Source organism: Pseudoalteromonas sp. bablab_jr011 (assembly GCF_016464045.1).
GTDB classification, from domain to species: domain Bacteria; phylum Pseudomonadota; class Gammaproteobacteria; order Enterobacterales; family Alteromonadaceae; genus Pseudoalteromonas; species Pseudoalteromonas lipolytica.
Genome location: NZ_JACDWU010000148.1, coordinates 1 through 19,042 on the forward strand (window position 1 = coordinate 1; position 19,042 = coordinate 19,042).

14 protein-coding genes and 1 tRNA gene are annotated in these 19,042 nt (G+C 41.5%); 12 read left to right on the forward strand and 3 right to left on the reverse strand.

Features of this window, described 5'->3' with window-relative positions; translation table 11 throughout:
• Positions 1-63: 63 nt before the first annotated feature.
• From JIG41_RS06835 to nth, 9 genes are all read left to right on the forward strand, one after another.
• Positions 64-140, forward strand: a tRNA-Asn gene (locus JIG41_RS06835).
• A gap of 184 nt (positions 141-324) precedes the next feature.
• Positions 325-2,268: an EAL domain-containing protein gene (locus tag JIG41_RS06840; RefSeq protein ID WP_036969491.1), complete on the forward strand. Its 1,944-nt coding sequence runs from the start codon at positions 325-327 to the stop codon at positions 2,266-2,268.
• Between the two features lie 169 nt (positions 2,269-2,437).
• On the forward strand, positions 2,438-3,019 hold the full coding sequence (rsxA, locus tag JIG41_RS06845; RefSeq protein ID WP_036969494.1) for an electron transport complex subunit RsxA: 582 nt from the start codon (positions 2,438-2,440) through the stop codon (positions 3,017-3,019).
• Position 3,020: 1 nt separating this feature from the next.
• The gene (gene rsxB, locus JIG41_RS06850; RefSeq protein ID WP_036969496.1) at positions 3,021-3,575 is read left to right on the forward strand and encodes an electron transport complex subunit RsxB; all 555 of its coding nucleotides are present in this window, start codon (positions 3,021-3,023) and stop codon (positions 3,573-3,575) included.
• A gap of 8 nt (positions 3,576-3,583) precedes the next feature.
• A complete protein-coding gene (rsxC, locus tag JIG41_RS06855) occupies positions 3,584-6,208 on the forward strand; it encodes an electron transport complex subunit RsxC (protein WP_199524470.1) in 2,625 nt (874 codons plus the stop codon).
• Positions 6,205-7,260 (forward strand): electron transport complex subunit RsxD, encoded by a 1,056-nt coding sequence (gene rsxD / locus JIG41_RS06860; protein WP_036969501.1) that lies wholly within the window; start codon positions 6,205-6,207, stop codon positions 7,258-7,260. The genes rsxC and rsxD overlap by 4 nt, the downstream gene beginning before the upstream one ends.
• Complete coding sequence (gene rsxG, locus JIG41_RS06865) at positions 7,260-7,895, forward strand: electron transport complex subunit RsxG (protein ID WP_199524471.1); 636 nt, start codon at positions 7,260-7,262, stop codon at positions 7,893-7,895. The genes rsxD and rsxG overlap by 1 nt, the downstream gene beginning before the upstream one ends.
• Positions 7,895-8,593, forward strand: a complete 699-nt coding sequence (locus JIG41_RS06870; RefSeq protein WP_036969507.1) for an electron transport complex subunit E — start codon at positions 7,895-7,897, stop codon at positions 8,591-8,593. The genes rsxG and JIG41_RS06870 overlap by 1 nt, the downstream gene beginning before the upstream one ends.
• A 39-nt stretch (positions 8,594-8,632) precedes the next feature.
• Positions 8,633-9,265 carry an endonuclease III gene (gene nth, locus JIG41_RS06875; protein ID WP_065978838.1) on the forward strand — a complete coding sequence of 211 codons (633 nt, stop codon included), beginning with the start codon at positions 8,633-8,635 and terminating at the stop codon, positions 9,263-9,265.
• A gap of 189 nt (positions 9,266-9,454) precedes the next feature.
• Here nth and JIG41_RS06880 read toward each other — a convergent pair whose 3' ends face one another.
• Complete coding sequence (locus JIG41_RS06880) at positions 9,455-10,990, reverse strand: S10 family peptidase (RefSeq protein ID WP_180311478.1); 1,536 nt, start codon at positions 10,988-10,990, stop codon at positions 9,455-9,457.
• 843 nt (positions 10,991-11,833) lie between these two features.
• On the opposite strand from JIG41_RS06880, the gene JIG41_RS06885 reads away from it, so the two are divergent.
• The 3 genes from JIG41_RS06885 to gloA all read left to right on the forward strand — a co-directional run bounded on the left by JIG41_RS06885 (position 11,834) and on the right by gloA (position 15,329).
• Positions 11,834-13,741, forward strand: coding sequence for an aminotransferase class I/II-fold pyridoxal phosphate-dependent enzyme (locus JIG41_RS06885; protein WP_065978844.1), 1,908 nt, complete (start codon positions 11,834-11,836; stop codon positions 13,739-13,741).
• A 117-nt stretch (positions 13,742-13,858) separates the two neighbouring features.
• Positions 13,859-14,890 (forward strand): serine hydrolase, encoded by a 1,032-nt coding sequence (locus JIG41_RS06890; RefSeq protein ID WP_182396256.1) that lies wholly within the window; start codon positions 13,859-13,861, stop codon positions 14,888-14,890.
• A gap of 40 nt (positions 14,891-14,930) precedes the next feature.
• On the forward strand, positions 14,931-15,329 hold the full coding sequence (gene gloA / locus JIG41_RS06895) for a lactoylglutathione lyase (protein WP_036969520.1): 399 nt from the start codon (positions 14,931-14,933) through the stop codon (positions 15,327-15,329).
• A 21-nt stretch (positions 15,330-15,350) separates the two neighbouring features.
• Here gloA and JIG41_RS06900 read toward each other — a convergent pair whose 3' ends face one another.
• Together JIG41_RS06900 and JIG41_RS06905 are read right to left on the reverse strand one after the other, a co-directional pair.
• Positions 15,351-17,582: an ATP-binding protein gene (locus JIG41_RS06900; RefSeq protein ID WP_182396255.1), complete on the reverse strand. Its 2,232-nt coding sequence runs from the start codon at positions 17,580-17,582 to the stop codon at positions 15,351-15,353.
• Positions 17,579-18,739: an extracellular solute-binding protein gene (locus JIG41_RS06905; RefSeq protein WP_199524472.1), complete on the reverse strand. Its 1,161-nt coding sequence runs from the start codon at positions 18,737-18,739 to the stop codon at positions 17,579-17,581. Before JIG41_RS06905 ends, JIG41_RS06900 begins: the two co-directional genes overlap by 4 nt.
• Between the last annotated feature and the right edge of the window lie 303 nt (positions 18,740-19,042).

Below are 19,042 nucleotides of genomic sequence, written 5' to 3' on the forward strand. Positions count from 1 at the left end.
CCGCAGGTCCCCCGTTCGAGTCGGGGAGGGGGAGCCAAATCATAAAGCACACTACTCTATTGTTCCCCCTTAGCTCAGTTGGTTAGAGCGACGGACTGTTAATCCGCAGGTCCCCCGTTCGAGTCGGGGAGGGGGAGCCAACTTCCAGAATATATTAGACTTTTATCATCTTTCACATTCTGCGAATCTATTAGACTTTCTGCCTTATATATTCTAATCTATCCTGAGTTATTTCTTTTTTGCTATTTAAATAGAATTCACTGTACTTAAAGCAATCAATCAGGGAATTGATTCTTCCTTTTAGGCTTTTATAAGATAAAAAACATGGCAGGCTTTAAAAAACTAATATTTGTTCAACTTATTTCTTGGCTACTATTTGCATTGCTCGGTGGGTATTTTATTGCACTGGGGTTTGACAACGCAGTTAGCGATGCTCAGAAAAAAGCGCAATTCGTAGTGAATACTTACATAAATAGTTTAACGATGGACGAGCTTGCGCCTGAAAAAATACAAAAAGCGCTTGCCGACGGCACTACTTTCTCTAAATTTATAATACGAGATCAAGCAGGTAACCTCGTTACCATGGTTGAATCGCCACAGCCCCTGCCCCTCTTTGCAGATATTGTAAATACGAGCTTTAATTCGATTCGCCCACAATTTGCTGTTAACCAAGCTTCTGACATAAAAGTTGAATTCACAATCAACGCAAACAATCTGGCAAACCTGCTACAACAGTCCATGTTTATTGTCATTTTAGTCTCAGGCTTAATTGCTTTGTTGCCTATTATATATATGCAAAGCATGTTCAGACGCTTAAACCGAAAAGTGAGCACCACCATTGCAGATATCATCGATATCTATATCAATCAAAATCAGGTTAATGGCGATCTTGAACAAGCAATGGACACAACACGCTTGAAAAAGCTTAGTAAAGATTTAATACCTACTTTCAATCGTCTTTCGCACTTTTTACAAACCAAGCATGATGATATTGAAAACAATGCAATGAGCATTAAGCAAGAAGCGTATAAAGATGTCATTACAAATCTTGGTAATCGTAATATGTTCGTCGAATACTACGAGAAAAACATCGAAAATGCCGATAAAAGCACCTTTGGCTCTTTAGCTATGGTGCGTTGTAGTGAGCTACAAGCAATAAACCAAACTCGCGGTTATCAAAAAGGCGATGAATACGTAAAAGGTGTTGCCGATATTATTAAACATATCAGTGGTACTTACACCAATAGCCAAGTATTTCGGGTAAACAGTTCAGACTTTGCTGTTATTTTACCTAATACTCCCCTAAAAGAAGCTGAACGATTCGGTGATAACTTACAATCGCGTTTTACGCAGTATCAGCAGAACCAAGAATTAAGTTCAGTAGCAAATACAGGCATAGTTGGGTACGAAAAAGGCAAACCTTTAGGCGAACTACTGTCGATTGTTGATAACGCTATGAGCATGGCACAATCTAAGCAAGCAAATGCATGGCATGTTCAACGCGAAACAGATTTAGTAAACAATGTGAGTGCTGGCTTTGGTAATCAAAACTGGCGCAAAGTGATAAACGAAGTGATCGAGTCAAAGCGTGTTCACTTAGTTATGCAAAATATCATGCCAATTGGTAAAAGCATCAAAGCCTATGCCGAAATTCAAGTGCGCTTTAAAACAGCCGAAAATCAAATGCTTCCTACGGCGTCTTTTTTAGCGATGGCCGAAAAACTCGGTATGGCAATGGAAATTGATCGATTAATAATCGACACCACCCTTGAAAAAGTGAAGACACGCAACTTCTCACAAAAGTTTTTTGGTATAAATGTCACAGCATCCAGTGCGCATAATGATCAGTTTCTTATTTGGTTAGAACGCCGTTTGTTAAAAGATAACAATATTGCCACTAAATTAATTTTTGAAGTCAGCGAATTTGGTCTTCAGCAAAATATAAAAGCAAGTAAGCGTTTTATTGATATGGTTCATCGTGTCGGTGCGCGTGTGACTGTTGAACGCTTTGGTGTAGGCTTAACTTCATTTAAATTCTTCAGAGACTTGAAGCCTGACTTTATTAAAATGGATGCAAGCTATACCCGCGGCCTTGAAGATGATAAAAACAATCAATATTTTATGCGCTTGATGGTAGATCTTGCTCACCGGATTGGGGTTAATGTTTTTGCCGAAGGTGTAGAGAGCCAGGAAGAGAAACACATTATCGAAACCCTTTGCTTAGATGGCGTGCAGGGTTATTACATAGAAAAACCAAAAGACATCTAAGATCTACGCCAATAAGACCTAATAAACCGACTGTTTATCAGGTCTTTAACGTAACTTTAACACTTCAAATACAAACAGCTTTGTTAATTTAAGCTAATCGCCTCGCATGTGTTGTGTCAGCCTCCAGAAAAAAGGATAATGACGTTGTTTTTATTCTCGTGAGGCACGCATGACAGAGTATGTCTTGTTACTGATTGGTACCGTACTAGTCAACAACTTCGTTTTAGTTCAGTTTTTAGGTTTATGCCCGTTTATGGGTGTATCAGGTAAACTCGACACTGCTATTGGTATGTCTTTAGCGACAACCTTTGTGCTAACACTCGCCTCTGTTACCAGCTATCTGGTGAATCACTATATTTTGATTCCACTCGATATCGCATTTTTACGCACCATGAGCTTTATTTTGGTGATTGCTGTCGTTGTGCAATTTACTGAGATGGTTGTTAGAAAAACCAGTCCAACTTTGTATCGTTTGCTCGGTATATTCTTGCCCCTGATCACAACAAACTGTGCAGTGTTAGGTGTTGCCCTTCTTAATATCAAAGAAGACCATTCATTCTTACAATCAGCCGTGTATGGTTTTGGCGCAGCAGTTGGTTTTTCAATGGTGTTAATTCTTTTTGCCGCATTACGCGAACGTTTAGCTGTTGCAGACGTTCCTTCACCATTTAAAGGTGCATCGATTGCGATGATCACCGCAGGTCTGATGTCGATGGCCTTTATGGGTTTTACAGGATTAGTGAAGTTTTAATATGACCTTGTTTTATGCCTTAATTGCGCTAGGTTCATTAGCGCTAATATTTGGTTTGATTTTAGGATTTGCTGCCGTACGTTTTCGGGTAGAAAGCAACCCTATCGTTGATCAAATTGACACCATATTGCCACAAACTCAATGTGGACAATGTGGCTACCCTGGTTGTCGCCCTTACGCAGAGGCGATAGCGAATGGTGACGAAATAAATAAATGCCCGCCGGGCGGCGAAGCCACGGTAAAAAAACTGGCAGATTTAATGGGGGTTGAAGCAAAACCTCTTGCTGGCGGCGAACAAGCAGAGCCAGTAAAAACCGTTGCATACATTCGAGAAGACGAATGTATTGGCTGTACTAAATGTATCCAAGCCTGCCCTGTTGATGCCATTGTTGGTGCGACCCGTCAAATGCATACCGTACTCATTGACGAATGCACTGGCTGTGATTTATGTGTTGAACCTTGCCCAGTTGACTGTATTGATATGCTGCCTGTAAAAGAAACCAAACAAACTTGGAAATGGCAATTAAATGCAATCCCTGTGACTCAGGTAGATTAGGAGCGCAGATGGAAACGTTAATAGAACAAATCAAACAAGGTAAAGTCTGGCCATTCGCAGGGGGGATTCATCCACCTGGACAAAAGCAACAATCAACATCACGTGCAATTGAGCGACTAGAGCTGCCAGATAAATTAGTTGTGTCACTAAAACAACATATTGGTGCCAACGGCAAATTAATCGTAGTAAAAGGCCAATCAGTTCTTAAAGGTCAAGCGTTAACGAAACCTAGCGGTAACTGGTCAGTGCCTGTACATGCGCCTACTTCTGGTGTGATCACTGATATCTGCCCGATGCCATCTGCGCATCCATCAGCGTTGCCTGAGCTCAGCGTCATTATTGAACCAGATGGCAAAGATACATGGTGTGAACTAAACCCTGTTGATGACCCTAAAGCACTCTCACATGATGAGCTAGTCGATATTATTCATCAATCAGGTATTGCAGGGATGGGGGGAGCTGGTTTTCCCACTTACGTAAAAGCTGATACGCGAAAAAGCATTGAATTTTTAATTGTAAATGCCGTTGAGTGTGAGCCATACATCACTGCAGACGACATGTTAATGCGCGAACATGCACACGGAATTATCGCCGGTATTGAGTTAATGCAGCACTTGCTCAACCCAACACTGACAATCATAGGTATTGAAGATAATAAGCCAGAAGCTATTGCAGCAATGCAACAAGCAGCAAAACATAATGAGTCTATCATTGTTCAAACTGTCCCTACTGTTTATCCTTCTGGCGGTGAAAAACAATTGATAAAATTGCTAACAGGCAAAGAAGTACCTAGCGGCAATATTCCTGCTGACATTGGTATGTTAGTGCACAATGTAGGCACCTTGTTTGCAATTAACCAAGCGGTTTATGAAGGCAAGCCATTAATTGAACGCGTGGTCACAGTGACTGGCAATACAATCCATAAACAAGGAAATGTATGGGCGTTACTTGGCACTGAAATAAAACACTTACTAGATTGCCAAGGCTTTTCACCGGTGCCACAACAACGAGTTGTCATGGGCGGCCCTATGATGGGCTTTACCTTACCAACGGTAAGAATCGGCATTGTAAAAACCACAAACTGTATTTTAGCCCCTGATCATCAAGAGCTGGCTGAACCAGGAGACGAAAAAGCCTGTATTCGTTGTAGTGCCTGTGCTGATGCCTGCCCTGCTTCGCTATTACCCCAACAGCTGCAGTGGTTTGCTAAGTCAAAAGAATACGACAAGTTAAATGAGCATAACCTATTCGATTGCATCGAATGTGGAGCTTGCGCCTATGTCTGCCCGAGTGAAATTCCACTTGTGCAATACTACCGAGTTGCTAAAGCCGAAATCAAAGAGCAACAAGCAGAACAAATAAAAGCTGAGCGCGCCAGAGAGCGCTTTGAAGCACGCAAAGAGCGTTTAGAGCGCGAGCAAGAAGAGCGACAAAACCGTCATAAACGCAAGCCCGCGACGAAGTCGAGCGATGAAAAACAAAAAGTGGCCGATGCCCTCGCCCGTGTTAAACCAAAATCTGACGATAAAGACAGTAAATCAGCTGTTGCAGCCGCAATTGCTCGTGCCAAAGCGAAAAAACAAGGTGCAGAACTGGAACCAGATAATTCTGAAGTAGCTAAAGAACGTGCTGCACGAAAAGAACAAGCGCGTAAGTACAAAGAGCAAAAAGCGCTAGAGCAAAGTGAAGAAACCGTCAATAAAGACGATAAGAAGTCAGCTGTTGCAGCGGCTATTGCCCGTGCTAAAGCGAAAAAAGCAGCACAAGCCACAGAAGCTGATAACGCAACCAATGCAGAGCCTGCAGCCGTTGACGATAATAAAGCGGCCGTAGCGGCGGCGATTGCCCGTGCTAAAGCGAAAAAAGCAGCGCAAGCCACTGAAGCTGATAACGCAACAAATGCAGATCCTGCAGCCGTTGACGATAAAAAAGCGGCCGTAGCGGCGGCGATTGCCCGTGCTAAAGCGAAAAAAGCAGCGCAAGCCACAGAAGCTGAGAACGCAACCGATGCAAAGCCTGCAGCCGTTGACGATAAAAAAGCGGCTGTTGCAGCGGCGATTGCCCGTGCTAAAGCGAAAAAAGCAGCGAAAGCCACTGAAGCTGATAACGCAACCGATGCAGAGCCTGCAGCCGTTGACGATAAAAAAGCGGCCGTAGCGGCGGCGATTGCCCGTGCTAAAGCGAAAAAAGCAGCGCAAGCCACTGAAGCTGAGAACGCAACCGATGCAGAGCCTGCAGCCGTTGACGATAAAAAAGCGGCCGTAGCAGCGGCAGTTGCCCGTGCAAAAGCGAAAAAAGCAGCGAAAGAGCACGCTGAAACTGAGAACGCAACCGATGCAGAGCCTGCAGCCGTTGATGATAAAAAAGCGGCCGTAGCAGCGGCAGTTGCCCGTGCAAAAGCGAAAAAAGCAGCGAAAGAGCACGCTGAGCAACAAGCAAAAAACGAAAGCGAAAGCGCAGACACCCACGGAACTGACGCTCACTCTGATGATTCAAGTACAGATGAATCTGAAGCACAGCAAATAGATAACACGCCTGAATCAAGCGAAGACAAAAAGAAAGCGGCGATTGCACGTGCAATTGCTCGCGCTAAAGCTAAAAAGTTACAACAAGAAGGAACCGATAAGTCATGAAACTAACCATGGCCAGTTCGCCGCATAATCATAGTACCAAATCATTAAGCCGTTTAATGATCACCGTGATTGCTGCGTGTATTCCAGGTTTAATAGCCCAAGTTTACTTTTTTGGCACTGCGGTATTAATTCAGCTTGTGCTCGCATTACTGACTGTCAGTGCCTGTGAAGCGGCTGTTCTGTTACTTCGTAAACGCAAAGTATGGCCAACATTAAGTGATGGTAGTGCTTGGCTTACAGCTGTGCTATTGGCGCTTAGTATCCCACCTCTTGCCCCATGGTGGATTATCGTAATTGGTTGCCTATTTGCTATTGTCATTGTTAAACAACTTTATGGCGGGCTTGGTTTTAACTTGTTTAACCCTGCAATGGCGGCATATGTATTATTGCTTGTGTCATTTCCTGTGCAAATGACAAGCTGGCTGCCAGTAAACGAACTGCTCGCAAATCCAATTAGCTTTACACAACAACTATCCGTTATTTTTAACGGCTTTACCTCTGCTGGATTTAGTGTTGATCAGCTGCGTGTTGCAATTGATGGCACAACAATGGCAACCCCTTTAGATACGGTTAAAACCGATGTGGCTCACCACCTAACAGTGTCAGAAAGTATGAGCAAACCACTGTTTAATGATTGGTTTGGACTTGGCTGGGGCTGGGTAAACTTTGGTTTCTTATTAGGTGGTTTATACTTATTAAAAGCAAAGATAATAAACTGGCATATTCCTGTCGGCTTTTTAGCATCTCTCATACTGTGCAGTGGTATTGGTTATATTGCAGCGCCAGGCACAGAGCCAGGCGTGGTATTTCATCTATTCAGTGGTGCAACCATGTTAGGCGCATTTTTTATCGCGACTGATCCTGTTTCGGCATCAACCACCAATAAGGGCCGCTTAATTTACGGTGCCTTAATTGGTTTACTTGTTTACTTAATTCGTACCTTTGGTGGTTATCCTGACGCGGTGGCATTTAGTGTTTTGTTATTAAATATGGCTGTGCCGTTAATTGATTACTATACACAACCACGTACTTACGGCCATGGAGTGAAATAATGATCCTTTCCTCAATGACTAAAAATGGTGGCATTCTTACTGCTTTTGCACTGCTTACCACGGGGGCTGTTGCACTGACACATAGCCTGACGGCTGAGCGTATAAGCGAGCAAGAAAAAAAGCAACTTGCAGAGCAATTACAGCAAGTGCTTGATGCCCATCACTATGACAATCAACTATATAAAGATTGTGTGATCATTACAGATGAACGTTTAGGACCTCGTCCTGAACAGGTTATTTACCGTGCTTACAAAAATAACGAACCCTATGCTTTAGTGATGCGCCATGTCACACCTAGTGGCTACAGCGGCGATATCAACTTACTAACAGCCGTATTTGCTAATGGCGACATTGCTGGCGTGCGTGTCACAAAGCACGAAGAAACGCCCGGTCTCGGCGATAAAGTCGAAATAAAAAAATCGGATTGGATCACCCTCTTTAAAGGCCAAAATGTGCTAGGTGACGATGACACACGTTGGGCCGTTAAAAAAGATGGCGGTCAGTTTGATCAGTTTACTGGGGCAACAATTACCCCTCGAGCGGTCGTTGGCTCAGTCAAAAATGCGGTGCTGTTCGCAAAAGCTGAGTTTGATAACCTATTTGCTGCGCCAAATTCATGCCAAGGAGCACAGTAATGAGCGAAATCAAAACCTTATTTAAAGAGGGTATGTGGGCAAACAACCCCGCCCTCGTGCAATTACTGGGCTTGTGTCCTCTGCTGGCCGTAACATCAACCATTACAAATGCGTTAGGCCTTGGTTTAGCAACCTTACTGGTATTGGTTGGTTCAAACATCACTGTCTCTATTGTGCGTAACTGGGTGCCGAAAGATATACGTATTCCCGTTTTCGTGATGATCATTGCAGGGTTTGTTACCATCGTTCAGCTGCTTATGAACGCCTACACATTTGGTCTGTATCAATCATTAGGTATTTTTATTCCACTGATTGTCACCAACTGCGCAATTATTGGCCGAGCAGAGGCATTTGCCTCTAAAAATACCGTGCCTCTTTCTGCATTCGATGGCTTAATGATGGGACTTGGCTTTATGTTGGTGCTTGTTGTGCTTGGCGCTATTCGAGAATTAATAGGTCAAGGCACGCTGTTTGATGGTGCCGACTTATTACTTGGACCATGGGCAGAAGTACTGCGCATTGAAGTCTTTAGCTTTGACAATCAGTTCTTATTAGCAATTTTACCTCCTGGCGCTTTTTTAGGGCTTGGATTATTGATTGCGGCAAAGAATGTGATTGATACACAAATAAAATCTAAGCAAGTTGTTACTCCAGAAGTAGAAAAAGGCCCTCGAGCCCGAGTAACGAGTTTAACTTAAAGGAGAGCACGCACCGTCACTGCGTGCTTAACACTCACCATGAATAAAGAAAAACGCTACGAGATCCTGTCTCGCCTCCGCGCAGAAAACCCTCACCCAGAAACTGAGCTTGAATACTCAAGCCCTTTCGAGTTGTTGGTTGCGGTTACCCTATCAGCTCAAGCAACGGATGTTGGTGTAAATAAAGCGACCCGTAAGCTTTTTCCTGTCGCAAACACGCCCCAAGCTATTCTTGATTTAGGTCTTGAAGGCCTGCGTGATTACATAAAAACAATTGGTTTGTTTAATTCTAAAGCCAATAACGTTTATAAAATGTGTGAAATTCTGGTCAATAAACACAACGCTGAAGTACCAGAAAACCGCGAAGCCCTTGAAGCCCTACCGGGCGTGGGTAGAAAAACGGCTAACGTTGTTTTAAATACCGCTTTTGGCTGGCCTACCATTGCCGTAGACACGCATATTTTCCGTGTTTCTAACCGCACTAAGTTTGCCATGGGTAAAGACGTCGTTGCAGTTGAGCAAAAACTAGAAAAAGTCGTACCTAAAGAATTTAAGGTCGATGTACACCACTGGTTAATACTTCATGGGCGCTACGTGTGTACTGCACGTAAACCTAAATGCGGCAGCTGTATTATCGAAGACTTGTGTGAGTTTAAAGAAAAAACAGACTAATAAAGTTTGCTTTGCTAATTTAAAAAGTGGTCGCGCTGAATGCGCGGATAATGTCGCTAATGTGTCAGTATAATCGCTAAATTGTGAGAATCTATCGGTATTGCAAACTCACCACTGCTATTTTCCATCCTGAGTTCATTCGCTAATTGTGCCAAACACAGGCTTTGACACAATTAGCTAGGCCTATTATTAAGGGTTTTGGCTCAACTGTTTTTTAATAAAGTCTCGCGTATCTTTTAAAAGCGACACTCTTGCTGGTTCGTGAATATACATCATGTGACCACCGTGATAATAGTAGTAATCAATTTTATCAGCGTTTATACCGTGTCTGCTTAAGGTGTATTCAGCATCAAAAAATGGTGTGACCATATCGTAATATCCAGAGGCAACCATAACTTTCATCTGTGGATTACTGCGAAGGGCATACGATAAATCTGGCGCAGTATTCACGTATTTTGGCTCCCAGCTTTGTCCATCAGGAGCCGTACGCCAGCGCCAATTATCAGATAATTCAGGGTCAGATGGATTTAAGTATTTTCTTTTCCACTGTACGTTTAAATCCGTGTACATATATTTCATGAGTGCTGCTTTGTAGGCCGGTGCTATGGCTTTCGACGCATCTTGCGTAGGATCAGCGGATAGGTCGTCTCTTTCATCAAGCTTATAACGTCCATCGAGCAACCCAACGGCGACGCCCTCGTCACGCAACAACTCTTTAGCAAATCTAAACGCGTTGATGCGCAAATCAGTTCGCTCTATGTATTGTTTGCTAAGGCCTGTATAACGTTGTAATCCCTCAACAATTCGCGCTCTTTCAGCTGTGCTAAGGGTATTACCTTTAAATAATGCGGGCAGCAATTCATCAACGGCAAATTGTCGACTCGCATCAATAAACGCTTCAAAACTTCCTGATGTATCAACTTTTTTATGGTACCAAGCTGTCGCAGCTAATGTTGGTATGTAAGTAATGTAAGATATAATGTTGTCGTCTACATAAGGGCTTGAGCCTTGGTAATCCAAAGCTTGGGACACAAAAATGATGCCATTTACATTAATAAGGTGTTTGTCCATGAGCACTTTAGAAACAGCTGCCGCTCTAGTCGTACCATAGCTTTCTCCTAATAAAAATATTGGCGCATTCCAGCGATTTTCTTTCGTCAGCCACTGCGCGATAAAATCAGCAATGGCGGATGTGTCTTCATTCAACCCCCAAAAGGCTTTGCTTTCAGTTTCACCTAATGCGCGAGAGTACCCTGTGCCAACGGGATCAACAAACACCATATCAGTCACATCGAGAATCGTTTCTGGCGCTTCTTTTAATTCATAAGGAGCAGCCCCTGGATGCGCTGCGTCACTTGGCACAACAACGCGTTTAGGCCCGTAAGCGCCCATGTGTAACCAATTAGAAGACGAACCAGGGCCACCATTCCATATAAACGTAACCGGCCTGTTTTCTTTGTCGTCTGCGACAATGTAATCAAATGAAAAGACAGAGGCGGTAGGTCCTTCGTCTTTGTTCAATAAATAAGTTTCACCGGCTACAACTTTGTATTTCAGTTTTTTGCCATTAAAGGTGCCTTTGTGCTGTGTAACAAATTGAGTGGCTTCTGGTATCAGTTTCTTACTGTTGTTTGAAGCTGATACTTCCTCTGCATATGCCACGTTTATACTCAACGCGCTTAATGTAAATATGACCACTGTTTTGAAATTTTTAAAATACGCCATTCTTTACTCTCTTGGTTGTTTACTTTTATTTTTATCTTTATCGAGTGGGAGTGCTTTTGTCACTCGTTCTTTATCGCTGAGCATTTTTCAATTAGGCAGTCATCCTCCCACGAGTCAAACTTAGAAGCGTGTAAGTCCCCTCTGTTTACACTTGGCAATGATGTAAAAAGTTGCATTATCGTGTTGCTCACTCAGGGTCGCCTCTGTGGTGAATACCCTATGCCATCGGGTCCATTTCCTGTGGGCAGTTCAAATAACGTTTTGCCAGATACTATATCAATAACAAGCACCTTATTTTTTTCATAAGCAAACAAAAACAAAGTACGATCATCAGGATGAAAAACCACACCTTTTGGTCCCGTCCCCTTCTCAAATACGATTTGATGCAATATTTCCAACGAAAAGTACACAAATCAAATAATACATCCACTTCATTTTCTGCTCCCTATTCTTAATAAGCTTAATTTTCGAATTAGGTATAATTAAGCCTCCCCCTCTAAGGAAAATATATTTTTCTGCCTTCCTAACTCAAGTGCGGCGATATAAGTTGCCTGCGTTTAGTTGTATATAATTACAGCAATCTCGCCAGAAAATAAAATATATGTGTTCAAACTCACTATTCTGTTTGCTAATACATAAAACAGTCTCCTTGCTAAGGTATTACTAGTATCGAATGATTGTGAGTGATTCCAACTTGTACTCGAATTAAAAACATTAAAAATGCACAAACTGTCATCTCAAAAGACTCGAAACTAATAGCACAATAATCAAAGTATTAATTTCACAAGCCACCATCCTTTCGTTATGCTGTTGAGTATTGTGAAAATTTTTATGAGAATTGCTATGTTACCTTTACTTCGTATCTTGTTAATTGAGCAAGACCCTGCCACTTTGCAAGAGCTGTCAACGAATCTTGCACGAACAATCCCTAATTTTGAGCGGAGTGATGTTGATATCGATATTATTGAATGTAATGAGCTCAAGCAGGCATTAACATGTGTAGAAGAAGATGGTGATATTCAAGCTGTGGTACTCAGTTGGGATGTACTGAACAATAGCGAACGAACCTATAGTCGCTTTATAGAGCAGTTAAAAGGGATCCGTCTTGAGCTGCCAGTGTATGTTATTGGCGACGATACTAAAGGGTTAGAGATCGTTAACGAGTCAGAAGAAATTGAATCTTTCTTCTTTAAAGATGAAGTAATTTCGGACCCCGAAGCAATCTTAGGTTATATGATCAACGACTTTGATGACAGATCAGAAACCCCATTTTGGACAGCCTACCGTCGTTATGTCGGCGAAGCGAATGATTCATGGCACACACCCGGGCACAGTGGTGGTTCTAGCTTTAGAAATTCTCCCTACATCAAAGATTTTTATCAGTTTTATGGCCGTAATGTATTTGTTGGCGACCTGTCGGTTTCTGTTGATTCGCTTGGTTCATTGTCAGACAGCACCAATACCATTGGCCGCTCACAAGAGTCAGCTGCTGCGACATTTGAAGTTAAGCATACTTATTTTGTCACCAACGGTTCATCCACCTCGAATAAAATTATTTTGCAAACGTTGCTGCGTAAAGGCGATAAAGTGATCATCGATCGCAATTGTCATAAATCAGTACATTATGGCATTTTGCAATCAGCTAGTTTACCCATTTATTTGTCGAGTATTTTAAACCCTAAATATGGCATCTTCGCGCCCCCCTCATTAGCAGATATTAAGCAAGCGATTGAACAGAATACTGACGCAAAACTGCTTGTTCTCACCGGTTGTACCTACGATGGCCTTCTTAGTGACTTGAAACAAGTGGTTGAGTTTGCCCATCAACATGGGATTAAAGTGTTTATCGACGAAGCGTGGTTTGCGTACTCGCTTTTTCATCCAAGTTTACGCTACTACTCTGCCATTCATGCAGGCGCTGACTATGTAACCCACTCTGCACATAAAGTCGTGTCGGCATTTTCTCAGGCGTCTTATATTCACGTAAACGATCCTGATTTCGACGCCGATTTCTTCCGCGAGATCTACAGTATTTACGCCAGTACATCACCTAAGTATCAACTTATTGCCTCGCTTGATGTGTGCCAAAAACAACTAGAGATGGAAGGCTATAAGCTACTGAATGCCTTGTTGAATCATGTCGCAGAGTTCAAGCAACAGATGGCGTCACTCAAGTATATAAAAGTGCTTGGAAAAGAAGATTTTATGGAAATTTTCCCGCATTTTAGTGGCGATAACATGGGTCACGATCCACTAAAAATTCTTATTGATATTAGCGAATTGCCTTATTCATTAAAGGATATTCATAAATTCCTATTGGATGAAATAGGCCTAGAAATAGAAAAATACACGCACAGTACAATATTGGTTTTACTGACACTTGGCGGAACGCGTTCAAAGATCATTCGTCTTTACAATGCATTAAAGAAACTAGACAGCGGAAAAGTAAAACTGGCTACATCAATGAGACGTACACGCTTACCAGAGAACTTACCAGCCATAGACTTAGCATGTATTCCAAGCGATGCGTTTTACGGCGAACGCGAGTCTGTGCCTATTAGTAAGAGTAACAACCGCATTTGTGCCGGATTAGTGACTCCTTACCCTCCTGGTATTCCACTTTTAGTGCCAGGCCAGCATATCACTGATGAGCATATAGAATATCTAAAAGAATTAGCAGGACAAGGACTGACGATTCAAGGGAGCTTTGATGGCGAGATCTATGTTCTTAAAGGTAAGGTGAAAAAGTAAACAAGACTATTAATACCGTCAAGTACCTTATCACTATTCAGCAATGCCTCACGGTATTGCTGAATAGTAGATTAAAAACAGCCCCACACACTACAAAATAAACGAAGCGAGAATGCAATGCTACAATTGAAGAACAAAAAAGCGCTCAGACTTATGCGCGTTGCAGCTCTTATTGTTACTCTCACTAGCATATACATTTTTGCCCCCTGGCAGTTTGCCATATATTACTTTCAGCCACTTCCCGCCAACATTCAAGCACAAACACAAGAGGCTATTGAACAAGGAGTTGATGGCATTATTGTGTATATTCATAAACAAGGAAACCAACCTGAATATTTTGCACAAGGTTGGCATAATCGAGAGCAAAAAATCCCCGCTTATGCGACTGCGTTGTTTAAAATTGGGAGTATCCGTAAGCTGTATGACGCATCAGCTTTAACAAAGCTTGTGTCTGCAGGGCTGATTGATATCGATAAAACACTGGCTGATTATCTTCCATCGTTAGTTGGACGCATTCAAAACGCAGATAAAATCACCTTACGAATGATGGTACAGCACAGAAGTGGCATTCCCAACTACACAGATACTAATAACTTTGATTGGTCAATCGCCTACCCCGATCCGCTAGCTTTGGTGCTAGACACCCCTGCTGACTTTGATCCAGATACAGATTATGGTTATTCCAACACAAATTACCTGCTACTGCGAAAAATAATGTCTACTGTGCTGGGTTATGATCATAACCAATTTATTAAAGATGAAATTTTAACGCCATTGGGCCTAACGCATACGTTTTCATCAGTACATGAAATCAATTTAGTAGATTTGATGAGTGGTTATTACGTGGGTTATGAGAATGATTTTAAAGCACTCGATCAAGGCTATGTGGCGACAGCACAAGATGTAGGCGACTTTATTCTTGCTTTAAACAAAGGCACTTTTTTCAACCAACAAGAGCAAATTTTGTATGCATCACTTTATAAGTATGAACACACAGGTTGGGTATTAGGGTATTCAAGCATTGCTCGTTATTATAAAGATATCGATACAGTCGTTGTGCAGTTTATAAATACTAATGGCGATGATACTGTGATGCTAGCAGAAATAATTTATAATCGAATTATTGATATTTTAACAGCGCAGCAGTAGCTGCGTTATCAAAAATTTGTGAATTTTAAAGAGGATTTAAATGCGTTTATTACACACAATGCTTCGCGTTGCTGATTTAGACAAATCTATCGAATTTTACACGCAAGTATTAGGCATGAAAGAACTGCGTCGTGCAGATAATGAAGAATACCGTTACACACTTGCTTTTGTTGGTTACGGTGAAGAAAAAGACGCTACCGTACTCGAGCTCACCTATAACTGGGATACTGACAGCTACGACTTAGGCAATGCGTATGGCCACATTGCAATTGAGTTTGATGACATTTATAAAGCCTGCGAAGATATTAAAGCTGCAGGCGGTAATGTAAGCCGTGAGCCAGGCCCAGTAAAGGGCGGCACCACTGAAATCGCTTTTGTTAAAGACCCTGATGGTTATGCAATTGAGCTAATTCAGAAAAAAGACTACAGTCAATTTTAATTGTTTTGGCTATTTCAGTCATTAAATTGACTGAAATAGCCACTTTGCAAGCGCCCGTTCAAGCTCTGTGAAATCGATTGGCTTCGCAATGTGATCGTGTATACCTATTTCCATACTTTTTTCGATATCTTCTCTCATTGCATTCGCACTCACTGCGATAATGGGTGTATTAAACCCTTCTTGCTTCAGCAGTGTTTTACTGGCCGTTAAACCATCCATCACAGGCATTTGAATATCCATTAAAATTAACGCGTAGTTATTCATTGATGCCTTATCACAGGCTATTTGGCCATTTTCAGCAAGTTCATAGCTCAAACCTAATTGCGATAAGTATTTCGTAATAACAATTTGGTTAATTGGGTTATCTTCTGCGACTAACAACGGTGTTTTTATGCTTGAAAAGTCGACCGTTATCGCCGTGTCGAGTTGACTTGTTTTTGCTTTGCTAAGCACGTGTGAGTGGGTTTTAAAACTCACCATAATAGTAAATGTAGTGCCTTCACCAAGCTCACTTTTAAGCGTAATTTCGCCGCCCATTAAATCCACTAAGCCTTTACTTATGGCAAGCCCTAAACCTGTGCCGCCATATTCACGCATGATATTACTTTGCGCTTGTACAAAGGGGTTAAACAAAGCGGTTAATTTATCTTCTGCTATACCAATACCTGTATCAGTCACTGTAAATTCAACTGTTGTCGTGTGAGCATCTTTGTCAATGACATTAATTGATAGAGTAATTTCCCCTTCTTTTGTGAATTTAATCGCGTTTGACAGCAGGTTTATGAGCACTTGCTTAACGCGAATTTCATCACATTCGACGTTGACTGCTTTGAGTTGATTAATATTAAGTTGGCAAGCAATCCCCTTAGCATCGCAGCTGGGTTTAAATAACACAATGAGATCTTGGCATAGCGCGATTAAATTACATTCTCGCGTATCGAGTTCTATTTTATTTGCTTCAATTTTTGAAAAGTCGAGTATGTCATTAATCACTGTGAGTAACACATCGCTGCAGTTATTAATTTGTCTCACAAAATCAGCTTGTTCTGGATTTAATTGGCTTTTTTTCAACAACTGTAAGAAACCAACAATCCCATTCATTGGTGTTCTAATTTCATGGCTCATATTTGCTAAAAACTGGCTTTTAACTTGCTCAGAATGCTCCGCCCTAACCTTCTCTAGCTGTAAAGAAGTGATCTGAATATCAATTGTTTCTGCCATGCTATTAAGTGACTGAGCTATATCTTTAAACTCTTGATAATGGAAATCATCGGTTATTTTTTTGTAATTACCACATGCAAACTCCCGACTCAGTGCAGTAATACGATTAAGTGGATTATGCAAACGTTGCGTTAACCAATGAACCAAAAACAATGACACAACTGAAAGGCCTATAATTAACAAGCCTCCAGCTATCGCTGTTTCCTTTACCGCATTGGTATATGCAGTTTCAGCTTCATTAATTCTAAAGTGTAATGCTGTTCGTTCATTATTAAACAGCACATTACTAATCGACGCACTTCCTGTTAGTAACGCCGTGCTTTCTACGACCCCTAAACTGTATAAAACATGATCTTGCACGGTAATTTGTACTTGTTTACCTGATTGGTAAGTAGGCTGCTCATTGTGAACAGCAAGCCACTTTAATGCTTCAGATAACGGAATGAACGACACTAATAACCCCGTTTTTCGGATTGGTTCACTTAACGAGTCTTGTTCATGTAACAGCGTTGAAGTAATTGCTATTAATGCATTTTGTTTGGCTTCTGTTTGAAAGAGCAATTCATTCAACTGCGGCTTATTAATTACTTGAATGCTATTTTGATTGTTCGAGATCTGCGCACTATCAAGAATACTTTTTGTTAGTGCGTAATTTAGCGTTAACGATGTTATTGGGTAACCTTCAACAATAAAGCCTTGATTATCTAAAACAATTGATGCAATTATTTGTGGGTTATCTGTTACAAATTGCTGTAATTGAACCAATGCAAATTGCGAATACACCACGGTATCTGGAAGCTCAGCTATCGCTTTTGTGCTACTTAATAACTGACTATTTTTTTCTAATTTGAAGATCAGTTGTTCCAAGCTTGCCGCGTTATTTCTTGCCTGCCATTGTAAGCTTGTTTTAGCTTGTTCAATCGAGTTTAAATAAAAACGCCCGATCATCAAGCCTGCCAGCACCAAAAGCGGAATAATAACCAGCAATAATACACTTGCGAATAATGCTTGGCTAAACCGTGGGCTGTTCATTGCACCTCTTCATTCGCAATTGAGCGCTCTGCGAGTCCCTGCATAAATAAACCTGCTTGTTCGGCAGTCAGCGCACCACTGCCATAACGAGAAAAGCCTTTTGTTAACACTTCCCATGCAATTATCATCGCAGCCGATGATGGCATTGGTTTGGTGTGTTGCAAAGCAGCAAGCAAGGTAAGTAACGTATCATCGTTTTGCTCTAAAAGCTGCGTTAAAACTTGCGTGTTCACTGGGATATCGTGAAGTTTTTGCCAAATTAAATGCTGAAATGGTGCATGTTGCACAGCCTTTGCAAACTTAATTAAGTTGTCTTTATTAGGGCCCTGTAAACTATTATTCGGAAAAGCTAAAACAAACGTTGAGTAGTACGGCTGCATGAAGTGACCATTCAGTTTTGGTAGTGGTTGTACGGCCAACTGCTCCCCCAGTGCTTCTTTGTAAGTATTGAGGGACCAAGCACCATTTATAATAAATGCAGCCTGTTGGTTTTGAAATGCGGCATGTGAACAGCTGTAATCACACTCTCTGTCCACGATACCTTGCTGATTTAAATCCCATACATATCGCAAAGCTAATTGCATTGCTGATGTATTCAACTGTACTTTGTCATCAACAATCAGGTCGCCTTCAAATGCGCTTAAAAATGGAATAAACCAATACATTTCCATAAAACTCCAAGTGATTAGTTTCACCTGTTCAGGCAGCATAGGTTTTAGTTTAATAATATCCTGCCAGTCATTTATTTTTTTCTTTACGTACCGAGTGTTATAAAAAAGCAGTAAATGATTACCTTGAATAATGGGAATGCCGAGTAATTGACCATTCACTCTTGTTGTATCTAAAGTGCGTTTATCTGTTGTTTCAGCTATCAGTGATTCGGGAATAACACTAAAATTAGCGTATTTGTTCAGACCCAGATGGTCAGCAGGAAAAATTACGGCATCGGTGGTTGTCGCACTATTGGCTTGAACAAGCCGTACTTTTAACGCTTTTTGGTCAACCAACACAGAATCAACCGTTAATTCTGTTTGCTCAGCCAGCTCACTTAACAGTTGATTGAAGTTATCATGCTTCATTGTATAGGCCAGCTTAATTGTCGTGGCATAACACGGGAACATTGCCAACAGCACTACCAACCCAAATACTCGCCACACGCTCGTATCTACTTAATAAACAGAAAATTATAAATTTAGTTAAGCACACTTGTTTACAATTGCCTAGCTTAATCAGGGGTTTTCTTACATCTCAACGTTGTGATCACTAAACCAACAATTGCAAAACAAATTAACCAAATAATACCATTCCGCTTAATTAAGAGGTCTATTTTGAGGCAATAAAACCGCGTTGATAACAAGGCAAAAATTTAGTTATTTAGTTGTTCTCGGCAATTGCTCCTGCATTGCTCTACCTCCTGCATCCATGCAGTCGTAAATCAGAAATTTTTAACGCAGGTAGCG

What these genes read in the sequence shown, in the direction of transcription:
- JIG41_RS06840 (WP_036969491.1), top strand. Translation starts at nt 325, where the DNA reads ATGGCAGGCTTTAAAAAACTAATATTTGTTCAACTTATTTCTTGGCTA.
- rsxA (WP_036969494.1), top strand. Translation starts at nt 2,438, where the DNA reads ATGACAGAGTATGTCTTGTTACTGATTGGTACCGTACTAGTCAACAAC.
- rsxB (WP_036969496.1), top strand. Translation starts at nt 3,021, where the DNA reads ATGACCTTGTTTTATGCCTTAATTGCGCTAGGTTCATTAGCGCTAATA.
- rsxC (WP_199524470.1), top strand. Translation starts at nt 3,584, where the DNA reads ATGGAAACGTTAATAGAACAAATCAAACAAGGTAAAGTCTGGCCATTC.
- rsxD (WP_036969501.1), top strand. Translation starts at nt 6,205, where the DNA reads ATGAAACTAACCATGGCCAGTTCGCCGCATAATCATAGTACCAAATCA.
- rsxG (WP_199524471.1), top strand. Translation starts at nt 7,260, where the DNA reads ATGATCCTTTCCTCAATGACTAAAAATGGTGGCATTCTTACTGCTTTT.
- JIG41_RS06870 (WP_036969507.1), top strand. Translation starts at nt 7,895, where the DNA reads ATGAGCGAAATCAAAACCTTATTTAAAGAGGGTATGTGGGCAAACAAC.
- nth (WP_065978838.1), top strand. Translation starts at nt 8,633, where the DNA reads ATGAATAAAGAAAAACGCTACGAGATCCTGTCTCGCCTCCGCGCAGAA.
- JIG41_RS06880 (WP_180311478.1), bottom strand. Translation starts at nt 10,990, where the DNA reads ATGGCGTATTTTAAAAATTTCAAAACAGTGGTCATATTTACATTAAGC.
- JIG41_RS06885 (WP_065978844.1), top strand. Translation starts at nt 11,834, where the DNA reads ATGTTACCTTTACTTCGTATCTTGTTAATTGAGCAAGACCCTGCCACT.
- JIG41_RS06890 (WP_182396256.1), top strand. Translation starts at nt 13,859, where the DNA reads ATGCTACAATTGAAGAACAAAAAAGCGCTCAGACTTATGCGCGTTGCA.
- gloA (WP_036969520.1), top strand. Translation starts at nt 14,931, where the DNA reads ATGCGTTTATTACACACAATGCTTCGCGTTGCTGATTTAGACAAATCT.
- JIG41_RS06900 (WP_182396255.1), bottom strand. Translation starts at nt 17,582, where the DNA reads ATGAACAGCCCACGGTTTAGCCAAGCATTATTCGCAAGTGTATTATTG.